Source organism: Streptomyces sp. NPDC048419 (assembly GCF_043200415.1).
Taxonomy (GTDB): domain Bacteria; phylum Actinomycetota; class Actinomycetes; order Streptomycetales; family Streptomycetaceae; genus Streptomyces.
On the sequence record NZ_JBICXT010000011.1, the window covers coordinates 197,247 to 220,369 of the forward strand.

At 70.5% G+C, this 23,123-nt stretch carries 21 protein-coding genes; 9 read left to right on the plus strand and 12 right to left on the minus strand.

Annotated elements, in window-relative coordinates; translation table 11 throughout:
- Genes ACGFYN_RS23785 through ACGFYN_RS23795 form a run of 3 tightly spaced genes read left to right on the plus strand, consistent with a single transcriptional unit; the run spans nucleotide 1 to nucleotide 2,818 of the window.
- Complete coding sequence (locus tag ACGFYN_RS23785; protein WP_393867839.1) at nucleotides 1–1,206, plus strand: enoyl-CoA hydratase/isomerase family protein; 1,206 nt, start codon at nucleotides 1–3, stop codon at nucleotides 1,204–1,206.
- A gap of 9 nt (nucleotides 1,207–1,215) precedes the next feature.
- Nucleotides 1,216–1,914 (plus strand): hypothetical protein, encoded by a 699-nt coding sequence (locus ACGFYN_RS23790; RefSeq protein WP_393867840.1) that lies wholly within the window; start codon nucleotides 1,216–1,218, stop codon nucleotides 1,912–1,914.
- A gap of 7 nt (nucleotides 1,915–1,921) precedes the next feature.
- Nucleotides 1,922–2,818 (plus strand): hypothetical protein, encoded by an 897-nt coding sequence (locus ACGFYN_RS23795; protein WP_393867841.1) that lies wholly within the window; start codon nucleotides 1,922–1,924, stop codon nucleotides 2,816–2,818.
- 15 nt (nucleotides 2,819–2,833) lie between these two features.
- Here the strand turns inward: ACGFYN_RS23795 and ACGFYN_RS23800 are convergent, their stop codons facing one another.
- The 7 genes from ACGFYN_RS23800 to ACGFYN_RS23830 form a co-directional block, all read right to left on the minus strand.
- Entirely contained in the window at nucleotides 2,834–3,394 is a 561-nt protein-coding gene (locus ACGFYN_RS23800) for a hypothetical protein (RefSeq protein ID WP_393867842.1), read from the minus strand.
- 69 nt (nucleotides 3,395–3,463) lie between these two features.
- Nucleotides 3,464–4,087, minus strand: a complete 624-nt coding sequence (locus ACGFYN_RS23805; protein WP_393867843.1) for a hypothetical protein — start codon at nucleotides 4,085–4,087, stop codon at nucleotides 3,464–3,466.
- Entirely contained in the window at nucleotides 4,078–4,689 is a 612-nt protein-coding gene (locus tag ACGFYN_RS23810) for a hypothetical protein (protein ID WP_384264384.1), read from the minus strand. The genes ACGFYN_RS23805 and ACGFYN_RS23810 overlap by 10 nt, the downstream gene beginning before the upstream one ends.
- A complete protein-coding gene (locus tag ACGFYN_RS23815) occupies nucleotides 4,686–5,348 on the minus strand; it encodes a hypothetical protein (RefSeq protein WP_393867844.1) in 663 nt (220 codons plus the stop codon). The genes ACGFYN_RS23810 and ACGFYN_RS23815 overlap by 4 nt, the downstream gene beginning before the upstream one ends.
- 32 nt (nucleotides 5,349–5,380) lie before the next feature.
- Nucleotides 5,381–6,766 (minus strand): hypothetical protein, encoded by a 1,386-nt coding sequence (locus ACGFYN_RS23820; protein ID WP_393867845.1) that lies wholly within the window; start codon nucleotides 6,764–6,766, stop codon nucleotides 5,381–5,383.
- A 3-nt stretch (nucleotides 6,767–6,769) separates the two neighbouring features.
- A complete protein-coding gene (locus ACGFYN_RS23825; RefSeq protein WP_384264378.1) occupies nucleotides 6,770–7,087 on the minus strand; it encodes a hypothetical protein in 318 nt (105 codons plus the stop codon).
- Nucleotides 7,088–7,205: 118 nt separating this feature from the next.
- Complete coding sequence (locus tag ACGFYN_RS23830) at nucleotides 7,206–7,505, minus strand: WXG100 family type VII secretion target (RefSeq protein ID WP_384264376.1); 300 nt, start codon at nucleotides 7,503–7,505, stop codon at nucleotides 7,206–7,208.
- A gap of 281 nt (nucleotides 7,506–7,786) precedes the next feature.
- Here ACGFYN_RS23830 and ACGFYN_RS23835 point away from each other — a divergent pair, with 281 nt between their 5' ends.
- Entirely contained in the window at nucleotides 7,787–12,388 is a 4,602-nt protein-coding gene (locus tag ACGFYN_RS23835; RefSeq protein WP_393867846.1) for an FtsK/SpoIIIE domain-containing protein, read from the plus strand.
- Nucleotides 12,389–12,403: 15 nt separating this feature from the next.
- Here ACGFYN_RS23835 and ACGFYN_RS23840 read toward each other — a convergent pair whose 3' ends face one another.
- Together ACGFYN_RS23840 and ACGFYN_RS23845 are read right to left on the minus strand one after the other, a co-directional pair.
- Complete coding sequence (locus tag ACGFYN_RS23840) at nucleotides 12,404–14,122, minus strand: serine/threonine-protein kinase (RefSeq protein WP_393867847.1); 1,719 nt, start codon at nucleotides 14,120–14,122, stop codon at nucleotides 12,404–12,406.
- Between the two features lie 56 nt (nucleotides 14,123–14,178).
- The gene (locus tag ACGFYN_RS23845; RefSeq protein ID WP_393867848.1) at nucleotides 14,179–15,027 is read right to left on the minus strand and encodes a menaquinone biosynthetic enzyme MqnA/MqnD family protein; all 849 of its coding nucleotides are present in this window, start codon (nucleotides 15,025–15,027) and stop codon (nucleotides 14,179–14,181) included.
- A 305-nt stretch (nucleotides 15,028–15,332) separates the two neighbouring features.
- On the opposite strand from ACGFYN_RS23845, the gene ACGFYN_RS23850 reads away from it, so the two are divergent.
- The gene (locus ACGFYN_RS23850; protein ID WP_003992177.1) at nucleotides 15,333–15,536 is read left to right on the plus strand and encodes a cold-shock protein; all 204 of its coding nucleotides are present in this window, start codon (nucleotides 15,333–15,335) and stop codon (nucleotides 15,534–15,536) included.
- A 145-nt stretch (nucleotides 15,537–15,681) separates the two neighbouring features.
- On the opposite strand, the gene ACGFYN_RS23855 is transcribed toward ACGFYN_RS23850, so the two are convergent.
- Complete coding sequence (locus ACGFYN_RS23855) at nucleotides 15,682–16,257, minus strand: helix-turn-helix domain-containing protein (RefSeq protein ID WP_393867849.1); 576 nt, start codon at nucleotides 16,255–16,257, stop codon at nucleotides 15,682–15,684.
- A gap of 68 nt (nucleotides 16,258–16,325) precedes the next feature.
- Between ACGFYN_RS23855 and ACGFYN_RS23860 the strand changes: the two genes are divergently transcribed.
- From ACGFYN_RS23860 to ACGFYN_RS23875, 4 genes are read left to right on the plus strand one after another with little or no spacing between them, the layout of a single operon-like run.
- Nucleotides 16,326–17,024, plus strand: coding sequence for an AzlC family ABC transporter permease (locus ACGFYN_RS23860; protein WP_393867850.1), 699 nt, complete (start codon nucleotides 16,326–16,328; stop codon nucleotides 17,022–17,024).
- Nucleotides 17,021–17,335 (plus strand): AzlD domain-containing protein, encoded by a 315-nt coding sequence (locus ACGFYN_RS23865; RefSeq protein WP_393867851.1) that lies wholly within the window; start codon nucleotides 17,021–17,023, stop codon nucleotides 17,333–17,335. The genes ACGFYN_RS23860 and ACGFYN_RS23865 overlap by 4 nt, the downstream gene beginning before the upstream one ends.
- Nucleotides 17,336–17,382: 47 nt before the next feature.
- Nucleotides 17,383–18,036, plus strand: a complete 654-nt coding sequence (locus tag ACGFYN_RS23870; RefSeq protein ID WP_393867852.1) for a class I SAM-dependent DNA methyltransferase — start codon at nucleotides 17,383–17,385, stop codon at nucleotides 18,034–18,036.
- Nucleotides 18,037–18,065: 29 nt separating this feature from the next.
- The gene (locus ACGFYN_RS23875; RefSeq protein WP_393867853.1) at nucleotides 18,066–18,821 is read left to right on the plus strand and encodes a PIG-L deacetylase family protein; all 756 of its coding nucleotides are present in this window, start codon (nucleotides 18,066–18,068) and stop codon (nucleotides 18,819–18,821) included.
- Between the two features lie 21 nt (nucleotides 18,822–18,842).
- Here ACGFYN_RS23875 and ACGFYN_RS23880 read toward each other — a convergent pair whose 3' ends face one another.
- Together ACGFYN_RS23880 and ACGFYN_RS23885 are read right to left on the minus strand one after the other, a co-directional pair.
- The gene (locus ACGFYN_RS23880; protein ID WP_393867854.1) at nucleotides 18,843–20,765 is read right to left on the minus strand and encodes an AMP-dependent synthetase/ligase; all 1,923 of its coding nucleotides are present in this window, start codon (nucleotides 20,763–20,765) and stop codon (nucleotides 18,843–18,845) included.
- 201 nt (nucleotides 20,766–20,966) lie between these two features.
- Nucleotides 20,967–22,907 carry an AMP-dependent synthetase/ligase gene (locus ACGFYN_RS23885; protein WP_393867931.1) on the minus strand — a complete coding sequence of 647 codons (1,941 nt, stop codon included), beginning with the start codon at nucleotides 22,905–22,907 and terminating at the stop codon, nucleotides 20,967–20,969.
- Nucleotides 22,908–23,123: the final 216 nt, after the last annotated feature.

Here is a 23,123-nt window from a genome sequence, read left to right on the forward strand (position 1 = left end):
GTGGCTGGTCAGCGGCCCGCGTTCCCGCACATAGGCTGGGACCCGACCCCGGGGAACGTCGACGACACCCGGGAACTCGCCAAACAGATCGGCAAGTTGGCGGGAGACCTCGGCACCGCCGTCAAGGAGCTGGACGAGGTCGGGGCGGGTGCCTGGAAGGGCAAGACCGCGATCGCCTTCGTCGAGTACGTCGGCCAGGACGTCACCCCCCTCATCCGCAAGAGCTACGACTCGTTCGACAAGGCCTCGCGAGCCCTGCACCGCTGGGCCAACGAACTCCAGCACTTCCAGGAGCGGGCGGACCGGCTGGAGAAGTCCGCCGGCGAGAAACTCGACGCCAGGTCGAAGGCCGAGGGGAAGGCCGACGGCAAGGGCAGCGACGACCTGGCCAAGGCCTCCAGCGCGGTGGACGGCGTCATCCAGAAGGTCCACGAGCTGGAGGAGGACTACCGGCACGCCGCCCGGCAGATCAGCAAGGAACTGGACAAGGCCGGAGACATCGCCCCGGACGAGCCCGGATTCTGGGACAAGCTGGGCAACGCCGTCTCGGACGCCTGGGACGCCACCGGGGACTGGATCAAGGACCACGCCGATGTCTTCAAGGCGATCGGTGACCTGCTCAGCCTGGCGAGCGGCATCCTCGGCCTACTGGCCATCATCACGGCGCCCTTCGAGCCGTTGGGCGCCATCTTCGCCGCAGGCGCGATGATCACGAGCGGGGCGGCGCTGCTGACCCACATGGTCGCCAAAGCGGCGGGGGCGGACGTCAGCTGGACCGACATCGGATTCGACGCCCTCGGAATCCTGCCCGGTGTGAAGGGCTTGACGGGTAGTGCCGAACTCGCCAAGGGAGCCAGCGCGGTCGCGCGTGCAGCCGAACTCGGCGAGGGCTACCGCGGAGTGACGGGTATCGGGAAGACCTTCCTGCTCTTCGGTCCCCTGAAGGCCGCGCCCGTGGTGAAGCTGGGCGAGGGCGGCAGCCGGCTGACCTTGGCCGTCGAGAGCGGGCTGCAGAACTTCCGCAAGGGGCAGTGGCTGGGCAGCCAGGGGATCAACCTCGCGAGCAAGCTGCCCTTCGTCAAGAGCGCCGAGATCGTCGCCCCCATGGGCAGGGCGGGCCGGACGATCGACGCCACGATCAAGGGCGGTCTCGACGTGTTCAAGGGGTACAACATCGCCAAGAACGACTTCGGCTTCGGGAGCTGAGCGGACACCGTGAACAGCACCCGAGCGCCCGAGAGCCTGATCATCGACGGCGCCGCCCTGCCCCCCATGGCATTCCGGCTGCCGCACGGAATGCACGCCATCGAGGTGTCGCTCGCCGCGGACGAGCGCGCCGAGGCGGCGAGGCGGCTCGTACGGGACATCTATCCGCAGGGCCAGGAATCGCTGTGGGAGTCCATGGGGTCGCTGTACAGCGCCATGGCGGACGAGATGCTCGCCAGCGGGGTCGGCTTCTTCGGAATCGGTCTCTACGAGATCGAGGACGGCGGCGGAGTGGCGCACTGTTCGCTCACCGTCGCGGTCTTCGAGTCGGGCGAGACGGACCAGGACGTCGTCGCCCAGGGAATCCAGGCGCTGATGCTCGGCGACCCGCTGCGCGAGGTGACCTGGCTGGACCTTCCGTGTGGCCCGGCGGTGTGCGGCGTCACCTTCCAGAAGCTGCTCGTGGACGGTGCGTACACCAAGTCGTCCCAGGACGAAGAACTCGTCATGGGGCAGATCCAGGTGCATGTCCCGTTCTCGACCGGCCCCTACACGGCGGTGTTCACGCTCGACACCGCTTCCGTGGAACAGTCGGACGAGTTCTCGCACGCTGTCGCGGGAATCGTCGGCTCGGTGGAGTTCCCGTCACCGGCCGGCGCCGAGGGGGCAGCCCAACCGATCGCATCGAATTCCTCCGTGGAGAAGTGACGTAGAGATGGACTGGTACCCCAACGCCGACGAAGACCTGCTGCTGCGCACTTCGGTCAAGTTCGCCACCGGCATCTCGCCCGCCGTCGCGGGTTCCCGGTGGTTCCGGGACGCTGAGCGCAACGACATCCACGGCGAGCTTCCGGGCTGGCCCGAAGGCCCTTCCTACTCCCTCCACTCGACCGGGGACCGCGTCGCGCAGCGCACCGGCCGGGCCTTCCTGGTCGGGATTCCGCTGATCGCCAACATCATCGCGAACATCGGTGGGGCCTCCGGATCGCCCTTCGGCGACGTCGCCGTGCGGGGCAAGCCGGAGGAGCCGGAGAACGAGGTCCAGGACTTCCCGGTCATGTGGGCCGCGCCCGGCACCCTGGCACGCACCGTCCCCTGGCAGCTCGACCCGGCCCGCCGCCCGAAGGGCTACGCCACCGACCTCGTCCTCACCGACCGCCGCCTGCTCTTCCTGGGCACCCGGACCGGCACGCTCGACAAGGCCGACGTCCTCGCCGAGTTCCCTCGTGAGTCCGTCGCCGGCGCCCGGCGCATGACGTACAGCGAGATCGAGGCGGACGTCCGGCTGACCTTCGCCGACCAGTCCTGGATCCGCCTCTTCGCGGGCAACCCCGACAGCGCCGAGCGCCTGGCCCAACTGCTCGCGGGGACGGTCCGAACCGTTCCCCAGCACGAACTGACCACCGGCCAGCGCGAGCGCCTGACGCGCTTCCTGGCCGAACTCCCGGCCAACACCCAGGCCCCACTCCTCACCCGCCTGCCGAGCGGAATCGTCATGGTCGAGGTGAACGTGCCCTCGAAGGCGTCCAAGGACGTCCATGAGACCCACTCGATCTTGATGGGGGCTTCGGGAGAGGCAGCAAAGCCGCAGCCGGGCGATCTTCAGCAGTGAACGCGGGTCGACCTCCTACCGCCTAAGTCGCCCCGGCAGCGCGTTCTCCGGGATCTCCGCCTCCCTGGCCTTGTCCCCCGCCTCCAGCTGATCGGCGTATCCCGCCTCGGTCCACACCAGCTTCTTGAACTGTTCCGGGGTGAGGGAGCCCTGCCACGGTGAACCGGCCGGGCAGAAGACGCCGGCGCAGGCGTAGCAGTAGTGCGCCGGCTGCCACAGTCGCTCCGCCCGTGGGGCGCCGGCCTCGGCGGCGGCCTTCTCCCGTGCGTCACCCCGGACGACGGCGATGGTTCCGGCGAAGCAGACCAGGGCGAACAGGACACCGCCGGCCAGGTACAGGGTCTTGTGCTGCTGGACGCCTGTGTACGCGAGGGCGACACCGATGCCGGTCAGCACCATGCCCTCCGCGAAGTGCATCAAGCCGTCACCGGACTTGTCCGGCCCGGGTGCCAGCCGGCCGTAGAGGCCCTCGCGCATCGCGCCCTTGCCCGAGCGTGCCTGCTCGACCGTCCGCACCTCGTCGCCACCGCAGTTCGGACACGTCTCAACTGGCCTTCCGGCCGACTCGGTTGCCATGTCGATCAGCCTATCGACCGCCTGTGCCAGGGCGTTCGGGCGCTGTTCGGTGGTGGCTCCGGCGGTGCCTCAACTGCGGTGTGCCGCCCGGCTCTTGCATCCGCCCCGCTTGCGGAGCCTCCGCAGGCGTTCGCGTTCCTCGGCGCGTCTGGCCTCGGCGCGGGTGGTGTGGCGGCGGCGGAGGAGCGCGGCCAGGGCGACGGCACTGATCACGTACGCGGCGAGCGCGCTCCACGTTCCGTCGATGTGCTCACACCCTTGCCGGTACGCAGGGCAGTTCCGCCCGGGGAGGGCGGCGAGCACGTACATCAGGGGCCCGAAGGCCGCCACGGCGGACGCGGCGGCTGCGATTCCTACGACGGGCTTCGACGGCGTCGCGCCCGAGTCCGAGGTCGAGGGCGACGCCGGGGCCGACGTCGGGGCCGTGAAGCGCAGGAGGTACGTGGCGCCGATGACCGTCAGCAGCCCGAGCGCCGCCCCCACCACCCATGGCGCACCCGGCCAACCCAGCAGGGCCGGAGCGGTCGTACGGACGAATCGGCGCCACGTGCCGAGGGCCAGGAAGACCACCGCCGCGGCGGCCACCACCGCGACGCCGGCCGCCGCGACACCGAAACCCGTGCGGGTCCGGGACGCTCCCGAGCGGGGCTCTCCGGTCCGGGACGCCCCACTCCCCCGGTCCGTCAGTCCCAATGCAGCGTCCCCGCCACCGTGTCGAACAGCTCCACCATCTGGTCCGCGAGCGGGTCGACGGGCGTGGAGAAGTTCAGCAGCAGCCAGCGCATGCTGGCCGGGATCGGCACGTAGTAGGTGAGGGTCGTGGTCGGCAGGGTGTTGCCCAACTGCTTCTCGGGATCCGGCGCTTCGCGCTGGCGGTGGCGCACGGCCCGGCCTGCCACCGCCAGCTCCACGACGCCCAACTCGCCCTTTTCGCCCAGGTCCTGTCCTGCCAGATGTTCGGCCAGCGCGTCGGCGTCCGACGTCTGCGGCCATTCGTCCGGCCCGGGGATACTGATGAGCAGCGAGGACGCGAGCGGCACCGGGCCGATGGTCATCGTGGAGAGGTAGAGCTCGGTACCCCCGACCTTGTAGGCGTCCTTCGCCTTCCGCTGGAGGTCCAGCATGAACTGCTTCTTGATGTGGGGGGCGTTGTCCACGCCGCGGAACGTCAGGTCGGCCAGGGCGATGATGCCCCTGTCCCGGTCGTCCGGGTCGAGCGGGATCTGGAACCACCCGTCCGGGACGACGACGTTGTAGTCCTTGGGCGGCGAGGTGAACTGGTCGGCGGTCTTCACGTGGTGCCTCCGTCGGCGGGCGTTGCAGTGCCTTCCGTCGGAAGCCGTGTGATGCGCAGGGTCCGTACCGCCTCGTCGGCCAGCTCCGTGATCTCCTCGGTGAGAGCGATCTTCTCCCAGGTCACGGTGACGACGATGAGGCTCTGCATGCCGGGCGGGAAGACGGCGTACTTGACGAACTCCGTCAGCTTCCTGCCGAGGCCGAGCATCCGCTTCACCTGGAGCATGGACTGCACGCGGACGGCGGGCCCGGCGGCCAGCTCGAGGTGGGTGATCTGGGGCTCGCCGGTGACCTGGGCATTTCCCCATTCCAGGAGCAGCGGGACGATCTCGTCCGCGCCGGGGCGGGGCGCGCCCTCGTCGCCGTAGGAGTCGACCATGAGGTTGGCCAGGGCCTCCCCCGCCTCGGAGTAGTACGCCGCCGCGAGGGTGGGCACGTCCTCGTTGAGGTCGACGGCCCGCTCGACCATGTCGTCGAAGACCGCGCTCTTCTCGATCTCCAGGGCGAGCGGGTTGAGCCGGTTGACGACCTCCGTGGCCAGTCCCTTGGCCTCGGCCTTCGTGCCCTCGCGCAGCGTCAGGTCGATCCAGCCCGGCCGGAACTCGAAGGTGCACTCGAAGGTTTCGTCCAGGGGTGCGCCCTCGTCGGGTGCCGTCATGCTCGTTCCTTTCGCGGGGCGTGGTCGTCGGCTCAGCCGAGGAGCGGGTCGAGGTTGCCGTCCAGGCCCAGCCCGCCCAGGGTAATCCCGGCTCCGGCGAGGGACATACGGCCGGCCGTCTTGGAGATGGTGTTGAGCGCGGCTCCGTCGAATTGACTGGCCAGGGCCGCTGTGCCCAGTTTTACGGATTTCAGGTCGGACGCGACCCCCGGGTCGGCCATGGAGAACGACTTGGGGATTCCCTTGAACAGGCTCCCCCCGCCACGGAGTTGCAGCTCGTTCTTGGCCAGGGACCAATTCCCGCCGCCGGGCTTGAGGGCCTTGAGGTTGTCGCTCCACGCGGACTTGGAGAAAGGCTCCGTGAACGGTTCCTTGATGGATTTCCAGACGTCGCCCTTGCCGAGTTTGAACTCCTTCCCGGACAGCCGGCGCAGGTTCTTGTTGGCACGGCTGAGCTGCCGGGCGGTCCGGGCGACACCGGCTTTGCCGAGCTTGCCCAGCGCTCCCTTGGCGAACTTTCCCGCGATCTTGGAGAATCCCTTGCCGACGCCCATCAGCACGAATCCGAGGGCCGCGATCCCCAGGTCCAGCCAGTCGGCGTTGCCTTGCAGGACCTGGACGAACGTGGCGATGAAGTTGATCAGTGTCGCGATCATCGCGATGGCGCCCAGCACCCCGGCCAGGGCCTGGCCGATCACCGGGATCCAGCCCACGACCAGGGACAGGATGCCGCAGACGGTGGCGATCCAGGACGTGACCGTCGCGATGTCGTCGACGAGGGTCTCCCAGAAGCCGTCCTTCAGTGAGTCGTGGTTGATCACCGCGTCCAGGGAATCCCGTGCGTGCTTGGCGGCATCGTCGCGAATCTTCTTCGCTTCGTTGATCTTCTCCCGCGCGGCGTTGATCTCGCCGCCGGCGGTGTCCCGCTTCGTCTCCAAGTCCTTGCGGTCCTTGTCGACGTCCTCTTTCTTCCGGTCCTTGCCCGACAGACCGTCAATGCTCTTCTGCGCGGCGCCTTTTCGCTCGTCCGCGTCCTGGGCGTCCTTCAGCGCGGCGTCGGCTATCTCCTGGGCGCGATTGAGATCGGACGCGTAGTTGCGCGGACTCGCGTGCAGCTTGTCCTGGTATCCGCCGCCCACTTCGTCGACCCGGCTGCCGATCGCCGTGGCGGCGGTGTCGTACCGCTTGAATGCGGCCTCGAGCTTCTTGACGTTGCCCTTGGCCTTCTCGCGGAACTCCTCGCCGGACTTGTTGTCCCAGGCGTCCACCTCGACAACGGCCTTCAGATTGCGGATCTGACGCTCGAGTTCGTCCGCGGTCTTGCGCATTTGCTTGCCCAGCGCCGCCATACGATCCGGATCACCCGGAATGGGGTCGCTGTCCGCGACCGGATGCCAGTCACGCGGCCTTCCCGCCATCGGTCACTTCCCCTTCTTCGGATCCTGGGCGCCGCGGATCGCCTCGGCCAGCTGGTGATCGATGTCCTCGTACGCCTCCGCAGCCGCCTTGGCGATCTGCGACAGGGCGTCGATCTCGTCGGTCAGCCGCTTGCGGCTGAGCTTCCAGTTGTCGGCGAAATCACCGAACTTGTCCGCCAGGTCCCCGTTGCCGAAGTCGTCCTCGTACTTGCCGCCCAGATCCTCCAGGCCGTCGAACGCCTTCTTGATGCTGCCGAGCCCTCGCCCCATGCCCTTGATCACGTCAAGGTCGAGCCGCGTGTGATCGTTCTCGCCGCCCATGGCACCCCCGTGCAAAGTTGCAGACTTGCTTGAATGACTGAATGTTGCGCAGAACGCAACTGTGCGACGGGGCGCCTCGCGCTCCGTCGCACAGGAGTGACTGCTCTTGCCGGGCAGGCTAGCCCTTGGCGCTCTTCGCCAGCTGGTCGTCCAGGTCCTCGTACGCCTTCTTGGCGTTGGTCAGGAACTTGGACAGGCCTTCCAGGCCCTTGATGGTCTTCGCCGCGCCCTTGGTGAAGTCCTTGATGGACTCGTCGTAGGCGCCGGAGGCCTTCTGGGTGGTGAACCCGTTCTGCACCAGGTGCTCGACACGCTTCTCGATGCTCTTCAGCATGTCTTCCATGTCGCCCATGGCTTTGATGAGTTCGCCGGCCTCCTTCTCCATCTCGGAGTAAGTGAGGTCTGTGTCTTTGGCCATGACGGCTCTCCCTCCCGTTGGTCGCCGCAGGGCCTTCCCCCGTGGCTTGCCTGATGCGGTCTGCGCGGTCGCACACCCGCCGTCCGCATGAGCAAAGATCTTACGGGTGGGGCTGGTGGGATGACAGGGATGCCCGGCAACGGAACCGTGAACCACTGCACATCACCGGACTGTGAAAGCAGTGTGTATCCCGTTGCGCAGGGGAAAGACGTGGCGGCTAAGGTCACTCAGACTGTGTTCAGCGTTCCGGGGGCGGCCTCAGCCCAGCGAGGAGGACGAACGTGCGCCTGAGTCTGACCGTTGTCGACCCCATGGTCGGCGCCAGCGCCGATGTGGTGCTCGACGCCGATCCCGAGTCGTCGGTCGGCGACATCACTCGGGAGCTGGCGCGGCACGTCGGTCTCGACGGTGGTGCGCAGATCATCCCCATCGGCGGGCACGCCGGCCCCGGCGGCGCACCTCAGGCCTTCGTCGACGGGTACGCCCTGGACGCCGACGCGAACATCGTCGGCTCGCCCCTGCGCGACGGCGTCGTCGTCAGCCTGCACGACCCGGCCGGCTGTCTCCTCGGTGAACCGACCGGTGTCGTCGAATTCCGGGTGGCCGGCGGCCCCGCCGCGGGGGCCGTGCACCGTTTGGGTGTCGGCCGGTACGACATCGGCAGCGGCCCGGCCGCGCACATCCGTATCGACGATCCCGAACTCGCCCAGCGCGCCGCCACCTTGTCCATCGCCATCGACGGCGCCTGCACCGTCGCCCTTCACGGCATCGAGAAGAAGGACACCGCGGACAAGGACGACAACCGGGAGAAGCACGAGGGCGGCAGCGACCACCCCCGCCTCGACGGCGAGGACTTCGACGGCGGCTCCTGGCCCCTCGGCTCCCAACTCGCCCTGTGCAACACGCTCTTGGAGATCGACAGGTACAGCCCGCCGAACGCCGCCCTGAAGTGGTCGGACGACGGCTCCGGACTCGACTACAACCGGCCCCCGCGGCTGCGCCCGGCCGAGCGCACGACGCACTTCCGGCTGCCCACGCCGCCCAAGGAGTTCGAGGCACGGCCGCTGAACTGGCTGATGGCGCTGGCGCCCGTGGTCGGTGCCGTGGTCTCTGTCATGGTCTTCGGCAGGTGGTACTACCTGATCATGGCGCTGATGAGCCCCCTCATGCTCCTCGGCAACTACTTCATGGACAAGAAGCACGGACGCAAGTCCCATGCGAAGCAGGTCAAGGAGTACAAGGAGCACAAGGAGCGGATCGAGAAGGACGCCCAGGACGCCCTGCGCCTGGAGCGGGTGGACCGGCGCACCGCCGTTCCCGACCCTGCCTCGGTCCTGGCCTTCGGCACAGGGCCGCGTACCCGGTTGTGGGAGCGGCGCCGCACCGACGCCGACCATCTGCTGCTGCGGGTCGGCACCGGCCGTGTCCGGTCCGAGGTGGTGCTCGACGACCCGGAGCAGGACGAGCACAAGCGCCAGGTGACGTGGCGGATAGAGGACTCGCCCGTCGCGCTGCCGCTGAAGGATCTCGGCGTCGTCGGTATCGCAGGCCCGGGAGACTCCGCCGAGGCGCTGGGGCGGTGGGCCGTCGCCCAGACCGCCGTGCTGCACAGCCCCATGGACGTGCAGTTCTACGTGCTCACCGACAACGAGGCGCATCAGCGCTGGGACTGGGTGCGCTGGCTGCCGCACGCGCGCCCCGCGAGCGGCCAGGACGTCAACGCCCTGATCGGCACGGACTCGGAGACCGTCGGTGCGCGGGTCGGCGAGCTGACTCAGCTGCTCGACGCGCGGCAGAAGTCCCTCAAGGAGGGCGGCCGCACCGGCGACGGCCCCGCGTTCTCCGACCCCGACGTGGTCGTCGTGTGGGACGGGTCGCGTCGGCTGCGGTCGATGCCGGGTGTCGTACGGCTGCTCCGGGAGGGCCCGGCCGTCGCCATCTACGCCATCTGCCTCGACGAGGAGGAGCGGTTCCTGCCCGGCGAGTGCCAGGCCTACGTGGTCGCCGAACCGCTGCGGCGCGACGACGCCGCCACCGCATCGCCCATGAGCGCACCTCAGGCTTCCGCAGGCGGCTTCCCGTCCTTCCAGGGCTGGCACCAGAACGGCCGGCAGGCCGAGGAGGACCACGAGCAGGCTCTCGAACTGCGGCTGCGGGTCGAGCAGACCGGCGCCCGGCGCAGGACCAATGTCCGGCCGGACTTCGTCTCCAGCGCCTGGTGCGCACGGCTGTCACGGTCGCTGTCTCCTCTGCGTGACATCAGCGGCGAGACCGAGGACTCCGCACTGCCCGGTTCCAGCCGGCTTCTCGACGTGCTGCAGCTCGAGCCGCCGACGCGCGACGCGATCGCCGCGCGGTGGCGCATGGGCGGGCAGTCGACGATGGCCGTCATCGGAGAGTCGTACGACGGTGCGTTCGGCATCGATCTGCGCAGGGACGGGCCGCACGGTCTGATCGCCGGTACGACGGGTTCGGGTAAGTCGGAGCTGCTGCAGACCATCGTGGCCGCCCTCGCGGTCGCGAACACGCCCGAGAACATGACGTTCGTCCTTGTCGACTACAAGGGCGGCTCCGCGTTCAAGGACTGCGTGAAGCTGCCGCACACCGTCGGCATGGTCACCGACCTCGACGCCCACCTCGTCGAACGCGCCCTGGAGTCGCTGGGCGCCGAGCTGAAGCGGCGCGAGCACATCCTCGCCGCCGCCGACGCCAAGGACATCGAGGACTACCAGGACCTGGTGAAGCGGGACCCGTCCCATGCTCCGGTCCCCCGACTCCTCATCGTCATCGACGAGTTCGCCTCGATGGTGCGTGACCTGCCGGACTTCGTGACCGGTCTGGTGAACATCGCCCAGCGTGGCCGTTCCCTCGGCATCCACCTGCTGCTGGCGACCCAGCGGCCGTCCGGTGTCGTCTCCCCCGAGATCCGCGCCAACACCAACCTACGTATCGCACTGCGTGTGACCGACGCCGGTGAGTCGACCGACGTCATCGACGCGCCCGAGGCCGGGCACATCTCGAAGAGCACGCCGGGCCGGGCATACGTCCGCCTCGGGCACGCATCCCTCGTCCCGTTCCAGTCGGGCCGTGTCGGTGGCCGCCGTCCCGGTGCCGCCGACCCGGCCGCGCTCGCGCCGTGGGCCGGGGCACTGTCCTGGCAGGACCTGGGCCGGGCCGCGCTGACCAAGCCCAAGTCCGAGGCGCGCGAGGACGACGAGATCACCGACCTCAAGGTCCTGGTGGACGCCGTACGAGAGGCCAACTCGGCGCTGGCGATCCCGGCCCAGCACTCCCCTTGGCTGCCTGCCCTGGACGAGATGCTGCTGCTGGACGACATCCCGGCGGTGCGCGGCGCAGGAACGCTGCCGGCTGCCCCGTACGGCATCGAGGATCTGCCGGCCGACCAGGCCCGCCGGCCCGTGGTCGTCGACTTCGCCACCTTCGGGCATGTGCTCGTCGCCGGTGCGCCGCGCAGCGGACGTTCGCAGATCCTGCGCACCATCGCGGGATCTCTGGCCCGTACGCTCTCGTGCGCCGACGTCCACCTCTACGGCATCGACTGCGGCAACGGCGCCCTGAACGCGCTGACCCGGCTGCCCCACACCGGCGCCGTCGTCGGCCGTAACCAACTGGAGCGGGTGGTCCGGCTCTTCAACCGGCTCACCGGCGAACTCACCCGCCGTCAGGAGCTGTTGGCCGACAAGGGCTACGCCGACATCGGGGAGCAGCGGGCCTCAGCCGCCGAGGACGAGCGGCTGCCGCACATCGTGGTGCTGCTCGACCGGTGGGAAGGCTGGCTGCCCACGCTCGGCGAGTACAACCACGGCGACCTCACCGACCAGTTGATGGCGATGATGCGCGAGGGCGCCAGCGTCGGCCTGCACATGGTGATGACCGGCGACCGCCAGTTGCTGACCGGGCGGATCTCCTCCCTCACCGAGGACAAGTACGGACTGCGCCTCGCGGACCGCGGCGACTTCTCGATGCTGGACATCAACGCGCGCAAGATCCCCGAGGAGATCCCGCCGGGCCGCGGGTTCGCCAGCGAGACGGCCACGGAGACTCAGTTCGCGCTGCTCTCCGAGGACACCACCGGCCAGGGCCAGGCCGCCGCGCTCCTCGCGATCGGCGATGCCGCGGCGGCGCGGGACGCCGAAGTGCCGCGCTCCCGACGTCCCTTCCGCGTCGACGTCCTGCCGAGCCGGATCTCCTTCGCGGACGCCTGGGCGATGCGCGACCCGGCGACGAGCGCCTCGCCCCTGTGGGCCGTGGTGGGCGTCGGCGGCGACGAGCTCACCGCCTTCGGACCCGACCTCGCCCAGGGCATCCCGGCGTTCGTGATCGGTGGCCCCGCGAAGTCCGGACGCAGCACGGTGCTGCTGAACATCGCCCGCTCGTACCTGGCGCAGGGTGTCCGGGTGGTCCTCGCGGCGCCTCGGCCGTCCCCGCTGCGCGAACTCGAGGGGCAGGACGGCGTCTTGAAGGTCTTCACGGGCCGCGACATCGACGAGGACGAACTGGAGGCGCTCGTCGGGTCGGCCAGTCCCGAGCAGCCGATCGTCGTCCTGGTCGACGACGCGGAGGTGCACGACGACTGCGACGCCGAGGACATCTTCAAGCGCATCGTCGAGCGTGGTGCCGAGGAGGGCCTGGCCGTCGTCATCGCCGGTGACGAGGAGGAGATCTGCGACGGCTTCTCCGGCTGGCAGGTCGAGATGAAGAAGGCTCGCCGCGGCATCCTGCTGTCGCCGCAGGACAGTTCCGCGGGCGAGCTGATCGGCATCCGCACGAACCGGAGCATGGTCGGCGGCTCCGTAACCCCGGGCAAGGGCATGCTGCACCTCGGCAGCGGGGAGCACGTGACGGTGACGACGCCGATGTAGGCAGCCCGCGCACGCCTACCTGATCTTCGACATCCGAGCCGTCGGATTCCCCTCCGCCTCGCTGTCCGACACGTACTTCAGGTCGTCGCCGACGTGCGACAACCGCACCGTGTGCGGTGTTGGGTTGCAGCCGCTGTGGTTGGACCTGGCGCCGACCGAGGTGGCGACGATCTGCTTCTTGGTGACCGTCTTGACGGTCAGGATGTCGTTGCAGACACCGCCGAGCTGGTCGGTCTGGCGGAGTCGGCCCAGTTCCTCGCCGACGGACGCGGGGTGGACGGTGAGGTGGAAGGTGCCGACCGGGAGGGTGCCGTCGAGGGCGAGGGCCTGGCCCTCCCAGGTGCCGAGGTAGGTGGCGGGGACGGCGGAGGGCGCGCCGTCGCCGGGCTTCGGGCTCGCGCTCGGCTCAGCCGTGGTACTCGGTGTGGCGGCCGCGGTCGGCCCGGATGTCGTGCTCGGCGTGGCGCTCGAAGTGGGCTCGCTGCCCGCGCTGTTGTCCTTGTCGCCGCTTCCGGTGCCGGGCAGCAGGTCGAACAGGAACGCCGAGCCCACCGTCACGGCCGCGAGCGCGCCCGCTACCGCCAGCGCCACCGTGCAGCTCATCCGGCGTCCACGCCCGCCGTCGCCCGGTCCGGACGAGGCGGCCACGGAGACGGAGAGCTTGCCGGGGGGCGCGTCCCGCGGCTCGGGGATCGGAGGCGGGGCCGCCGGCATCACCGGTGCCGGCCCGAACTCCCCCACCGTCTGCCGCCCGGCACCCTCCCCGCCGGACGTCACCGGATCGGCGACCGACACGCTGCTGAATCCGACCGGTCCCGATGAAGCGTCCGCCCCCGCCACCGCCTCGAGATTCAGCAGCTGTACGGCACTCCGGCTCACCTGTTCCACCAGCGCCCCCGGCAGCCAGCCGGCCGTCACCAGCCGGGCGGCGCCCTCGGGGGCGAGCCGGCGCGCCAGTTCGGCCGGGGCCGGGCGGGCGCTCGGGTCCTTGGCCAGGCAGGCCTGCACCACCTCGCGCAACTCGCCGTCCAGTGAGCCGAGTTCGGGCTCCTCGTGGACGACCTTGTAGAGCAGCGCGGCCGAGGAGTCGCCCGGGAAGGGCGGCTCGCCCGTCGCCGCGTACTCCAGCACCGCGCCCAGCGAGAAGACGTCGGCCGCGCCCGTGGCGCCCTTGCCGAGGATCTGCTCGGGAGACATGTAGCCGGGCGAGCCGATGGAGACGCCGGTGGAGGTGAGGGACGCCGTGCCGTCCGTGGCGCGGGCGATCCCGAAGTCGATGAGGAGCGGGCCGTCCAGGGTCAGCAGGACGTTCGACGGCTTCACGTCCCTGTGCACCAGGCCCAGTTCGTGCACCGCCACCAGCGCTTCGGCCAGGCCCGCACCCAGGACCCGTACGGAATGAGCCGGCAGCGGGCCGCCGTCCGTGACCGCCGCCGCGAGGGACGGGCCCGCGGCGTAGCCCGTCGCGACCCAGGGCACCGAGGCCTCCGGGTCGGCGTCGAGGACCGGGGCCGTCCAGGCGCCGCCGACCCTCCGCGCCGCCTCGACCTCGCGGCGGAAGCGGGCGCGGAACTCCTCGTCGAGGGCGAAGTGCGGGTGCACGATCTTGACCGCGACCGTGCGGCCCCCGGCGCTGCGGCCCAGATAGACGCGGCCCATGCCGCCCGCGCCCAGCCGGCCGAGCAGCCGGTAGGGCCCCACGACCGTGGGCTCGTCGACTCCCAGTGGCTGCATGGCGTCACCCTTCCCCCGTAGCACGAGAAAAGGGTAGTGCGCCGTTCCCGTGGGGCTTACGGCTGGAGCAGATCCACCTTCACGTCCGCCGGGAAGCCGGTCGTCGGCCCGACCCGCCGGGCGAACTCGGCGACCGCGGCCAGCTGCGCGGGGCCGAAGCGGAAGTCCAGGGTGGTGAAGTACTGCTCCAGGACCCTCTCGTCGAAGGCCTCCCAGCGGGCCGCCTGCTCGGCGACCTTGCCGACCTCCTCCAGGGAGAGGTTGCGGGAGGCGAGGAACGCCTCGTGCACCTTGCGGGTGATCTCCGGCTCGCGCTCGAGGTAGTCGCGGCGGGCGGCCCAGACGGCGAAGACGAACGGCAGGCCGGTCCACTCCTTCCACAGCGCGCCGAGGTCGTGCACCTCCAGGCCGTAGCGAGGGCCGTCCAGCAGGTTCGCCCGCAGTGCCGCGTCGCCGATGAGGACGCCCGCCTCGGCCTCCTGCATCATCAGGCTCAGGTCCGGCGGGCAGGTGTAGTAGTCGGGCTGGACGCCGTAGCGCTCGGCCAGCAGTAGCTGGGCGAGGCGGACGGACGTGCGCGAGGTCGAGCCGAGGGCGACGCGGGCGCCGTCCAGCTCGGACAGGGGGACCTTCGAGACGATCACGCAGGACATCACCGGGCCGTCGCATCCCACCGCGATGTCGGGGAAGGCGACCAGTTCGTCCGCGTGCTTGAGGAACTCGACCAGGGTGATGGGCCCGATGTCGAGGTCGCCCTGCACCAGCTTCTCGTTGAGCTTGTCCGGGGTGTCCTTGGTGAGCTCGAAGTCGAGAAGCGTGCCCGTTCTCGCGAGCCCCCAGTAAAGGGGCAGGCAGTTCAGGAACTGGATGTGGCCGACGCGCGGCCGGGTGCGAGAAATGTCCACATCGCGAGACTAGACCCCATGGGATACGGTGCTGCGTTCAGGGTGGCGGGGTGCCGTCACCTGCATCCCGTCAAGCCCATCCGCCCCTTTCAAACATCCGGGTGACGTGATCTTGACCTCTATTGCTTTCGGCTGCCTGCGTGCTAGGCTCGCCGCAAGTTGCAGTTTGGTTTCCCTTGCAGTACAGAGCCTGCGGAGCATGTAACCGCGGGCTCTAGTCGTTTTCAGACGTATGCAGTTGTGCGGCACCGTTTCACACTTGCAGGTTCTGGAGCAGGGCGACCCTTTGGGCCCAAGGAGGGCTTATGGCTACCGGAACCGTGAAGTGGTTCAACGCCGAAAAGGGCTTTGGTTTCATCGCCCAAGAAGGCGGCGGCCCCGACGTCTTCGTTCACTACTCCGCGATCAACGCGAGCGGCTTCCGCTCGCTGGAGGAGAACCAGCAGGTCTCCTTCGACGTGACCCAGGGCCCGAAGGGCCCGCAGGCGGAGAACGTCACCCCCGTCTGATCATTCGGTCTCGGAGCCTGGTGCTTTGATCCGGAACTGACAGCAGTACCCAAGGAGCCCCGCGCCGCAAGGCAGCGGGGCTCCTGCCTTTTCTCGCCCCCGCCCCCGCCCCGTCCCCGCTCCCGGCGACGGCGACGGCGACGGCTCACACGTGCTGCATGATCAGCACGAACGTCGTCCCGGGCTCCAGCGCCTCGTACGTGTGCGGCACGTCCCCGCGGTAGGCCATGTAGTCCCCCGGGCCCAACTCGGTCTGCTCTCCCAGCGGTCCGGCCTTCACCCGGCCGGTGCTGACCACGATGTGCTCCACGGTTCCCGGAATGTGCGGCCGCGAGTCGCGTACGGAACCGGGCTCCAGCCAGACGCGGTAGATGTCCCGCCGCGCGCCCGGCGGGCCGGCCGCCAGCAGCGAGGCCGTGTAGCTGGACTGTTCGGAGTGCACGGTCGGGCCCTCGCCCGCCCGGATCACCTGCACGGTGGGGGTCGGCGGCTCCACCAGGCTGCCGAACGGCACGCCGAGCGCCACCGCCAGCGCCCAGATCGTCTCCATGCTCGGGTTGCCGCTCGCCGCCTCCAGCTGGGACAGCGTGGACTTCGCGATTCCGGCCCGTTTGGCCAGTTCGGAGAGGGAGAGGCCGGCCCGGCTGCGTTCGCGGCGCAGGGCCGCGGCGATCCAGCCGAGGGGGAGCCGGGAGGGCGGGGGCGGGGCTGCGTCGGACATGGCGTTCGCTCCATCGGTATGTTCGTTCGCCTTGACGAACAGGGTGACTTCTGTCCATCCTAATGAACATGCGTTCGCTGCACCGAACACCCCAGGCGCCCCGCACCCCGCGGCGGGACCTCGTCCGCGACAGTTCGCTCGTCTGGCTCGCCGGCGGGATCGTCGGCGTGTCCTTCGGCGCGGTCTCCGTGGCCGGCGGGCTGCCGGTGTGGGTGCCGGTGGTGATGTCGCTGGTGGTGTACGCGGGCTCGGCCCAGTTCAGCGCGGTCGGGGTGCTACTGGCCGGAGGCGGTCCGCTCGCCGCGGCCGCCACGGGGCTGCTCCTCAACATCCGCACGGCCGCCTTCGGCCTCGCCGTCGCCGACGTCGTCGGGCGGGGACGGGTCGCGCGGCTGCTCGGAGCGCACCTGGTGACCGACGAGACGGTGGCCTTCACGCTCGCCCAGTCCGATCCCGTACGGCGCCGGGAGGCGTTCTGGATCTCCGGGCTCGGCCTGTTCGCCGTGTGGAACGTCGGTGTCCTCGCGGGTGCGCTGGCCGGGGACGCTCTCGGCGACACGGCGCGGTACGGCCTGGACGCGGCCTTCCCCGCGGTCCTCGTGGCTCTGGTCCTGCCCGCTCTGCGCGCGGACGCCCGGGTACGGCGGTGCGCGCTGCTCGGCGCCGCGTTCGCGCTGGCGGTGACGCCGGCCGTCCCGGCAGGTGTGCCGGTGCTGCTCGCGCCGGCGGGACTGTTCCTGTACGGCCGCCAGGAGGCGGCCGTATGAACGGGACGGTCGTGCTGATCCTGGCCCTGGCGGTGGGGACGTACGCCTTCCGCCTGGTGGGGCCGCTGCTGCACGGGCGGGTGCAAGTTCCGGCACGGGTGCAGGAGTTGTCGTCGGCGGGAGCGGTCGTCCTCCTCGTCGCGCTGCTGGCGACGGGGGCGCTGACCGAGGGGGGCGGGTTCGCCGGGTGGGCGCGGCCGGGTGGGGTGCTGGTGGCGGGGGTGCTGGCGTGGCGGCGGGCTCCGTTCGTGGTGGTGGTGCTGGGGGCGGCGGTGACCGCCGCGGCGTTGCGGGCGGCCGGGGTGGCGTGACCGGTCCGGCGGGGCGTTGTCAGTGGCCGCCGGTACCGTGCCCGTCCATGACCGACGCCGACTTCCTCACCGCCACCCGCGCCTTCTACGACGCCGTCGCCGAGGACTACGCCGACCACTTCCCCGGCGACGGGCTCGCCGGACGGCCGCTGGACCGGGCCCTGCTCGGGGTCTACGCCGAACTCGTGGGCGGGGGCGGGACAGTGGCCGACCTGGGATGCGGGCCGGGCCGGATCACCGGGTACCTCGCCTCCCTCGGGCTGCCGGTGTTCGGGCTCGACCTGTCGGAGGGGATGCTCGCGATCGCCCGCCGCGAGCATCCGGGCCTGCGGTTCGAGCGGGGCTCGATGCTGGAGCTCGACCTGGCGGACGGCAGCCTCGGCGGTGTCGTGTCCTGGTACTCCTCCATCCACACCCCTGTGGACCGACTCCCGTCCCTCTTCGCGGAGTTCCACCGCGTCCTGGCCCCCGGCGGCCACCTGCTGCTCGCCTTCCAGGCCGGCGACGTACCGCGTCGCCACGACAATCCGTGGGGCCACCCGGTCTCGCTGGACTTCCTGCGCCGACGCCCCGAACACATGGCGGACCTGCTCACGGAGGCAGGCTTCACGGTCGTCTCCAGGACCGTCCGCGAGGCGAACGAGTCACTCGCCGAACCCGTCCCGCAGGCAATCCTGATCGCCCGCAAACCGACACCGTGACCGAACCCGCCTACGGAAGGCGCCCCACCGTGCCCCTCCCCAGCATCCTGGCCGTCTTCGCCCATCCCGACGACGAGTCCCTGTCCGCGGGCGGCGTCCTCGCCCGGCACGCCGCCTCCGGCGCGCGGACCGGTGTCGTCACGGCGACCTGGGCCGAAGGCAGCTCACGCGCCGCGGAGTTGGCGGACGCACTGCGCATTCTCGGGGCCGGTGAGCCACGGATGCTCGGGTACGCCGACGCTCGGGTGCCGGACTCGGCGCCCGGCGCGGCCCGCTTCTGCGAGGCGCCGCTGGACGAGGCGGTGGGGCGGCTGGTGGCGCAGATCCGCGAGTTCCGGCCGGACATCGTCGTCACGCACGACGCGTACGGCGCGACCGGCCACCCGGACCACGTCCACACTCACCGCGTCACCGTGCTCGCGGTCGAGGCGGCGGGCTGGGGCCGCCTCTGTCCGGAGGCCGGCGCCCCCTGGCGACCGGGCGCCCTTCATCTGGCCACCCTTCCCGACTCCGCGGCCCGCGTGCTGAGTGATGTCCTGCTCCCGGGGCGGGAGTTGTACAGCGTGCCGGACGAGTGGATCACCGCTGCCGTGGATGTCGGGCCGTGGGCCGGGCAGAAGCTGGCCGCCGTCATGGCTCATCGCAGCGAGGTGGCGCGCGAAGCCCTGCCGGGGCGGCTCGCCGCGATGTCCCCGCGCGACCGGGAAAGGGCGTTGTCCACCGAGTGGTACGTCCGGTACGGCGCCGGGCCCAGGAGCGCGCCCCTCGCGGAGCTCACCGTGTGACAGGACGGCCGTCCCGCCCCCTCACCGCTCGTACAACCCCTCCACCTCCGCCGCGAAGTCCCGCAGGACCGCGTCGCGGCGGAGCTTCATCGACGGGGTCAGGTGGCCTGCTTCCTCGGTGAAGTCCTGGGGGACGATGGTGAAGCGGCGGATCGACTCCGGACGGGAGACGAGTTTGTTCGCCTCGTCCACGGCGCGTTGCAGGACCGCCCTCAACTCCGGGTCGTCGACCAGGAGTTCCGCGGGCACGGGATGTTTGCCGTGCATGCGGCGCCAGTGGCCGATGCCCTCCATGTCGAGGGTGACGAGCGCGGCGATGTAGGGGCGGCGGTCGCCGACGATCATGCACTGGGAGATCAGGGGGTGCGAGCGGAGCCAGTTCTCCAGGGGGGCCGGGGCCGTGTTCTTGCCGCCCGCGGTGATGATGATCTCCTTCTTGCGGCCGGTGATCGTGAGGTAGCCCTCGTCGTCGAGGTGCCCGATGTCGCCGGTCGGGAACCAGCCGTCCGCCGACGCGGGGATCACCCCGCCGCCTTGCGGATCCCAGTAGCCGCGGAAGACCTGGCCGCCGCTGAGCAGGATCTCCCCGTCCGCAGCGATGCGCACCTTCGTGCCGGGCAGGGGCCAACCCACCGTCCCCAGACGGGGTTTCAAGGGGGGCGTCACCGTCGCCGCGCCTGTTGTCTCCGTCAGGCCGTAGCCCTCGTAGATCTCCATGCCCGCCCCGGCGTAGAACGCGGCGAGACGGCGGCCGAGCGGGGAGCCGCCGGAGATGATGTGGCGGATCCTGCCGCCCATCGCGTTGCGGATACGGCGGTAGACGAGCGGGTCGTAGAAAGCCCGGGCCGCCTTCAGGGCGGCGCCCGGACCCGAGCCGGTGCCCGCGTGACGGGCCTCCATCGCCTCGCCGTAGCGGACCGCGGTGTTCGCCGCGCGGTCGAAGGTGCCGGCCCGGCCGCCGCTCTCCGCCTTGGCGCGCGCGTTGTTGTAGACCTTCTCCAGCATGTACGGGATGCAGAGCAGGAAGGTCGGGCGGAAGGCGGCCAGGTCCGCGAGGAGGCTCTCCCCGTCCAGGCTCGCGGCGTGGCCGAGGCGGACCCGGGCCCGGATGCAGGCGATTCCCACCATGCGCCCGAAGACGTGCGACATGGGCAGGAAGAGGAGCGTGGAGGGGTCGTCCGCCTTCGACTTGAAGATCGGGTAGAGGAGCTCGATCGCGTTGTCGACCTCGGAGAGGAAGTTGCCGTGCGTGAGCACGCAGCCCTTGGGGCGGCCGGTCGTGCCGGAGGTGTAGATGACGGTGGAGAGCGTGTCGGGGACCAGCATCCCGCGCCGTACGGCGACTTCCTGGTCGGGGACGGGCTGCCCGAGTTCGGCGAGACGGTCGAGGTGGTCCTTCTCGACGATCCACAGGTGCCGCAGGTCGGGCAGCCGGCTCAGTTCGGGGCCGAGGGCCGAGGCCTGCGCCGCGGTCTCCGTCACCAGGGCCACCGCGCCGGAGTCCTGGAGGATCCACCGGGTCTGGAAGACGGACGACGTGGGATAGATCGGGACGGTGACCAGGCCTGCGGCCCACGCGGCGAAGTCCAGCAGCGTCCACTCGTAGATCGTCCGCGCCATGACCGCGATCCGGTCGCCGGGCACCAGGCCCTCCGAGATCAGGCCCTTCGCCAGGTCCTGGACCTGCTGCGCGAACTCCGCCGCGGTCACGTCCACCCAATCCCCGCCCGCCGTACGGCGGCTGAGGACGCGCGCCTCGGGCGCCGCGTCCGCGTTGTCGAACGGCAGATCGGCGAGCGAGCCGTGGGTGCGCGGCGGGACGAGCAGCGGCACCGACGCCTCCCGCACCTGGCCGCCCATCCTCCGGACCTCGGGCTCCACCAGCTGGGGTGTGCCGTCGTAGTCGGACGCGGAGGGGTAGGGCACGGGCGCGGGGACGGACATGGCAGCTCCTGGGACGTGCAGCTCGGTTCCGCTCTGCTGTGAGGTACGTGCAGGGCGAGCCGAGTGGTTCACCGGCAGTGCGCGGCGGAGGGGTTACCGGGGGTTAGAACGGCGATCGTACGGTGCTCGCGTGGGGAGTTCGTGCGGGTTCGGGGATGGAACGGGGCCGGGCCTGTGCGTATCGCTCCGCGGGTTGTGCCGCTATGTGCCGTCTTCCGCCTGCGGCGGCGTTGCACCGGAGCGGTCGTACATCTCCTCGATCTGCGCCGCGAACTCCTCGGCGATCACGTCCCGCTTCAGCTTCATCGACGGGGTCAGGTGCCCGTCCTCCTCCGTGAAGTCGACCGGGAGGATCGTGAAGCGGCGGATCGACTCGGGGCGGGAGACCAGCTTGTTCGCCTCCTCCACGGCGCGCTGCAGGACCTGCCTCAACTCCTCGTCGTCGAGCAGGAGTCCGGCCGGGACCGCGTGCTTGCCGTGCATCCGGCGCCAGTGGCCGACGCCGTCGACGTCCAGGGTGATGAGCGCGCCGACGTAGGGGCGCTGGTCGCCGACGACCATGACCTGGGAGATCAGGGGGTGGGCGCGGAGCCAGTTCTCCAGCGGGGCCGGGGCGACGCTCTTGCCGCCCGCCGTGATCAGCATCTCCTTCTTGCGGCCGGTGATGTAGAGGTAGCCCTCGTCGTCGAGGCGGCCGATGTCGCCGGTGGCGAGCCAGCCGTCGACGGTGGCCGGGACGACGCCGCCGGCGTTCGGGTCCCAGTAGCCGCGCAGGACGTGACCGCCGCCGAGCAGGATCTCGCCGTCTGCGGCGATACGGACCTTCGAGCCGGGCAGGGGCCAACCCACCGTGCCGAGACGGGGTTTGAGGGGTGGCGAGACGGTGGACGCGCCCGTCGTCTCGGTCAGGCCGTAGCCCTCGTAGATCTCGATGCCCGCGCCGGCGTAGAAGGCGGCGAGACGGCGGCCGAGCGGGGAGCCTCCCGAGATCATGTAGCGGACCCTGCCGCCCATCGCGTTGCGGATACGGCGGTAGACGAGCGGGTCGTAGAGGGCCCGGGCCGCCTTCAGGGCGGCGCCCGGACCCGAGCCGGTGCCCGCGTGACGGGCCTCCATCGCCTCGCCGTAGCGGACCGCGGTGTTCGCCGCGCGGTCGAAGGTGCCGGCCCGGCCGCCCGTCTCGGCCTTCGCACGGGCCCCGTTGAAGACCTTCTCCAGCATGTACGGGATGGCGATGAGACAGGTCGGCCGGAAGCTCGCGAGGTCGGGCAGCAGCTCCTCCGGCTTCAGGCTCGGCGCGTGGCCGAGGCGCACCCGTGCGCGGATGCAGGCGACCGCGACCATCCGGCCGAAGATGTGCGACATCGGCAGGAAGTGCAGGACCGCCGCCTCCTCACTGGTCCGCGCCCGGAACACCGGGTAGAGCAGCTCGATCGCGTTGTCGACCCCGGCGAAGAAGTTTCCGTGGGTGATCGCGCAGCCCTTGGGGCGGCCGGTCGTGCCGGAGGTGTAGACGATGGTGGCGAGGGTGTCGGGGCTCAGCATGCCGCGCCGTACGGCCACTTCGGCGTCCGGCACGTCTTCGCCGAGCTCGGCCAGGCGCTCCACATGGCCCTTCTCGATGACCCACAGATGCCGCAGGTCGGGCAGCCGGTCGAGCTCCGGGCCCAGGGTCGCCGCCTGCCCGGCGGTCTCCGCGACGAGCGCGACGGCGCCGGAGTCCTGGAGGATCCACCGGGTCTGGAAGACGGAGGAGGTGGGGTAGATCGGGACGGTGACCAGGCCGCAGGACCAGGCGGCGAAGTCGAGCAGCGTCCACTCGTAGACGGTCCGTGCCATGACGGCGATCCGGTCGCCCGCTGCCAGCCCCTCGGCGATCAGCCCCTTGGCCAGCGCCAGCACCTCGTCGGCGAACCGGGCCGCGGTCACGTCCGTCCACCGGCCCCCGTCCGTGCGGCGGCTGAGGACGGTGTCGTCGGGGGCGAGGCGCGCGTTGTCGAAGGGCAGGTCGGCGAGCGAGCCGTGCCGCACGGGCGGGACGAAGGGCGGCACGGAGACCTCGCGCACCTCCCCGTCCAGCCGCTGGATCACGGGCTCCACGAGGACCGGCGTGCCGTCGTACGCCGTGGCGTGCACCACCATGGCGGCGGACGAGTGCGAACTGGACACGGGCGACTCCAGAGGCTCAACGGAGTTGCCCTGCGGGGAAGTTGCCGCAGGTCAGGGAGGAGGCGATCGTACGGTGCGCGCGTGATGAGGCGGTGAGGGTTCCAAGGTCGTACGGCGGCGGGGATGGGTCGGGGATGTGCAACCTCGTCGCATTTCTTGCCGATCTGACGGTACCAGCCGGTATGTTGA

Coding starts and splice junctions, on each gene's coding strand:
- ACGFYN_RS23865 (WP_393867851.1), top strand. CDS start 17,021: ATGAACGGGACGGTCGTGCTGATCCTGGCCCTGGCGGTGGGGACGTAC.
- ACGFYN_RS23820 (WP_393867845.1), bottom strand. CDS start 6,766: ATGGCGGGAAGGCCGCGTGACTGGCATCCGGTCGCGGACAGCGACCCC.
- ACGFYN_RS23800 (WP_393867842.1), bottom strand. CDS start 3,394: ATGGCAACCGAGTCGGCCGGAAGGCCAGTTGAGACGTGTCCGAACTGC.
- ACGFYN_RS23855 (WP_393867849.1), bottom strand. CDS start 16,257: ATGTCCGACGCAGCCCCGCCCCCGCCCTCCCGGCTCCCCCTCGGCTGG.
- ACGFYN_RS23815 (WP_393867844.1), bottom strand. CDS start 5,348: ATGACGGCACCCGACGAGGGCGCACCCCTGGACGAAACCTTCGAGTGC.
- ACGFYN_RS23850 (WP_003992177.1), top strand. CDS start 15,333: ATGGCTACCGGAACCGTGAAGTGGTTCAACGCCGAAAAGGGCTTTGGT.
- ACGFYN_RS23830 (WP_384264376.1), bottom strand. CDS start 7,505: ATGGCCAAAGACACAGACCTCACTTACTCCGAGATGGAGAAGGAGGCC.
- ACGFYN_RS23860 (WP_393867850.1), top strand. CDS start 16,326: ATGCGTTCGCTGCACCGAACACCCCAGGCGCCCCGCACCCCGCGGCGG.
- ACGFYN_RS23795 (WP_393867841.1), top strand. CDS start 1,922: ATGGACTGGTACCCCAACGCCGACGAAGACCTGCTGCTGCGCACTTCG.
- ACGFYN_RS23870 (WP_393867852.1), top strand. CDS start 17,383: ATGACCGACGCCGACTTCCTCACCGCCACCCGCGCCTTCTACGACGCC.
- ACGFYN_RS23885 (WP_393867931.1), bottom strand. CDS start 22,907: ATGGTGGTGCACGCCACGGCGTACGACGGCACGCCGGTCCTCGTGGAG.
- ACGFYN_RS23840 (WP_393867847.1), bottom strand. CDS start 14,122: ATGCAGCCACTGGGAGTCGACGAGCCCACGGTCGTGGGGCCCTACCGG.
- ACGFYN_RS23880 (WP_393867854.1), bottom strand. CDS start 20,765: ATGTCCGTCCCCGCGCCCGTGCCCTACCCCTCCGCGTCCGACTACGAC.
- ACGFYN_RS23825 (WP_384264378.1), bottom strand. CDS start 7,087: ATGGGCGGCGAGAACGATCACACGCGGCTCGACCTTGACGTGATCAAG.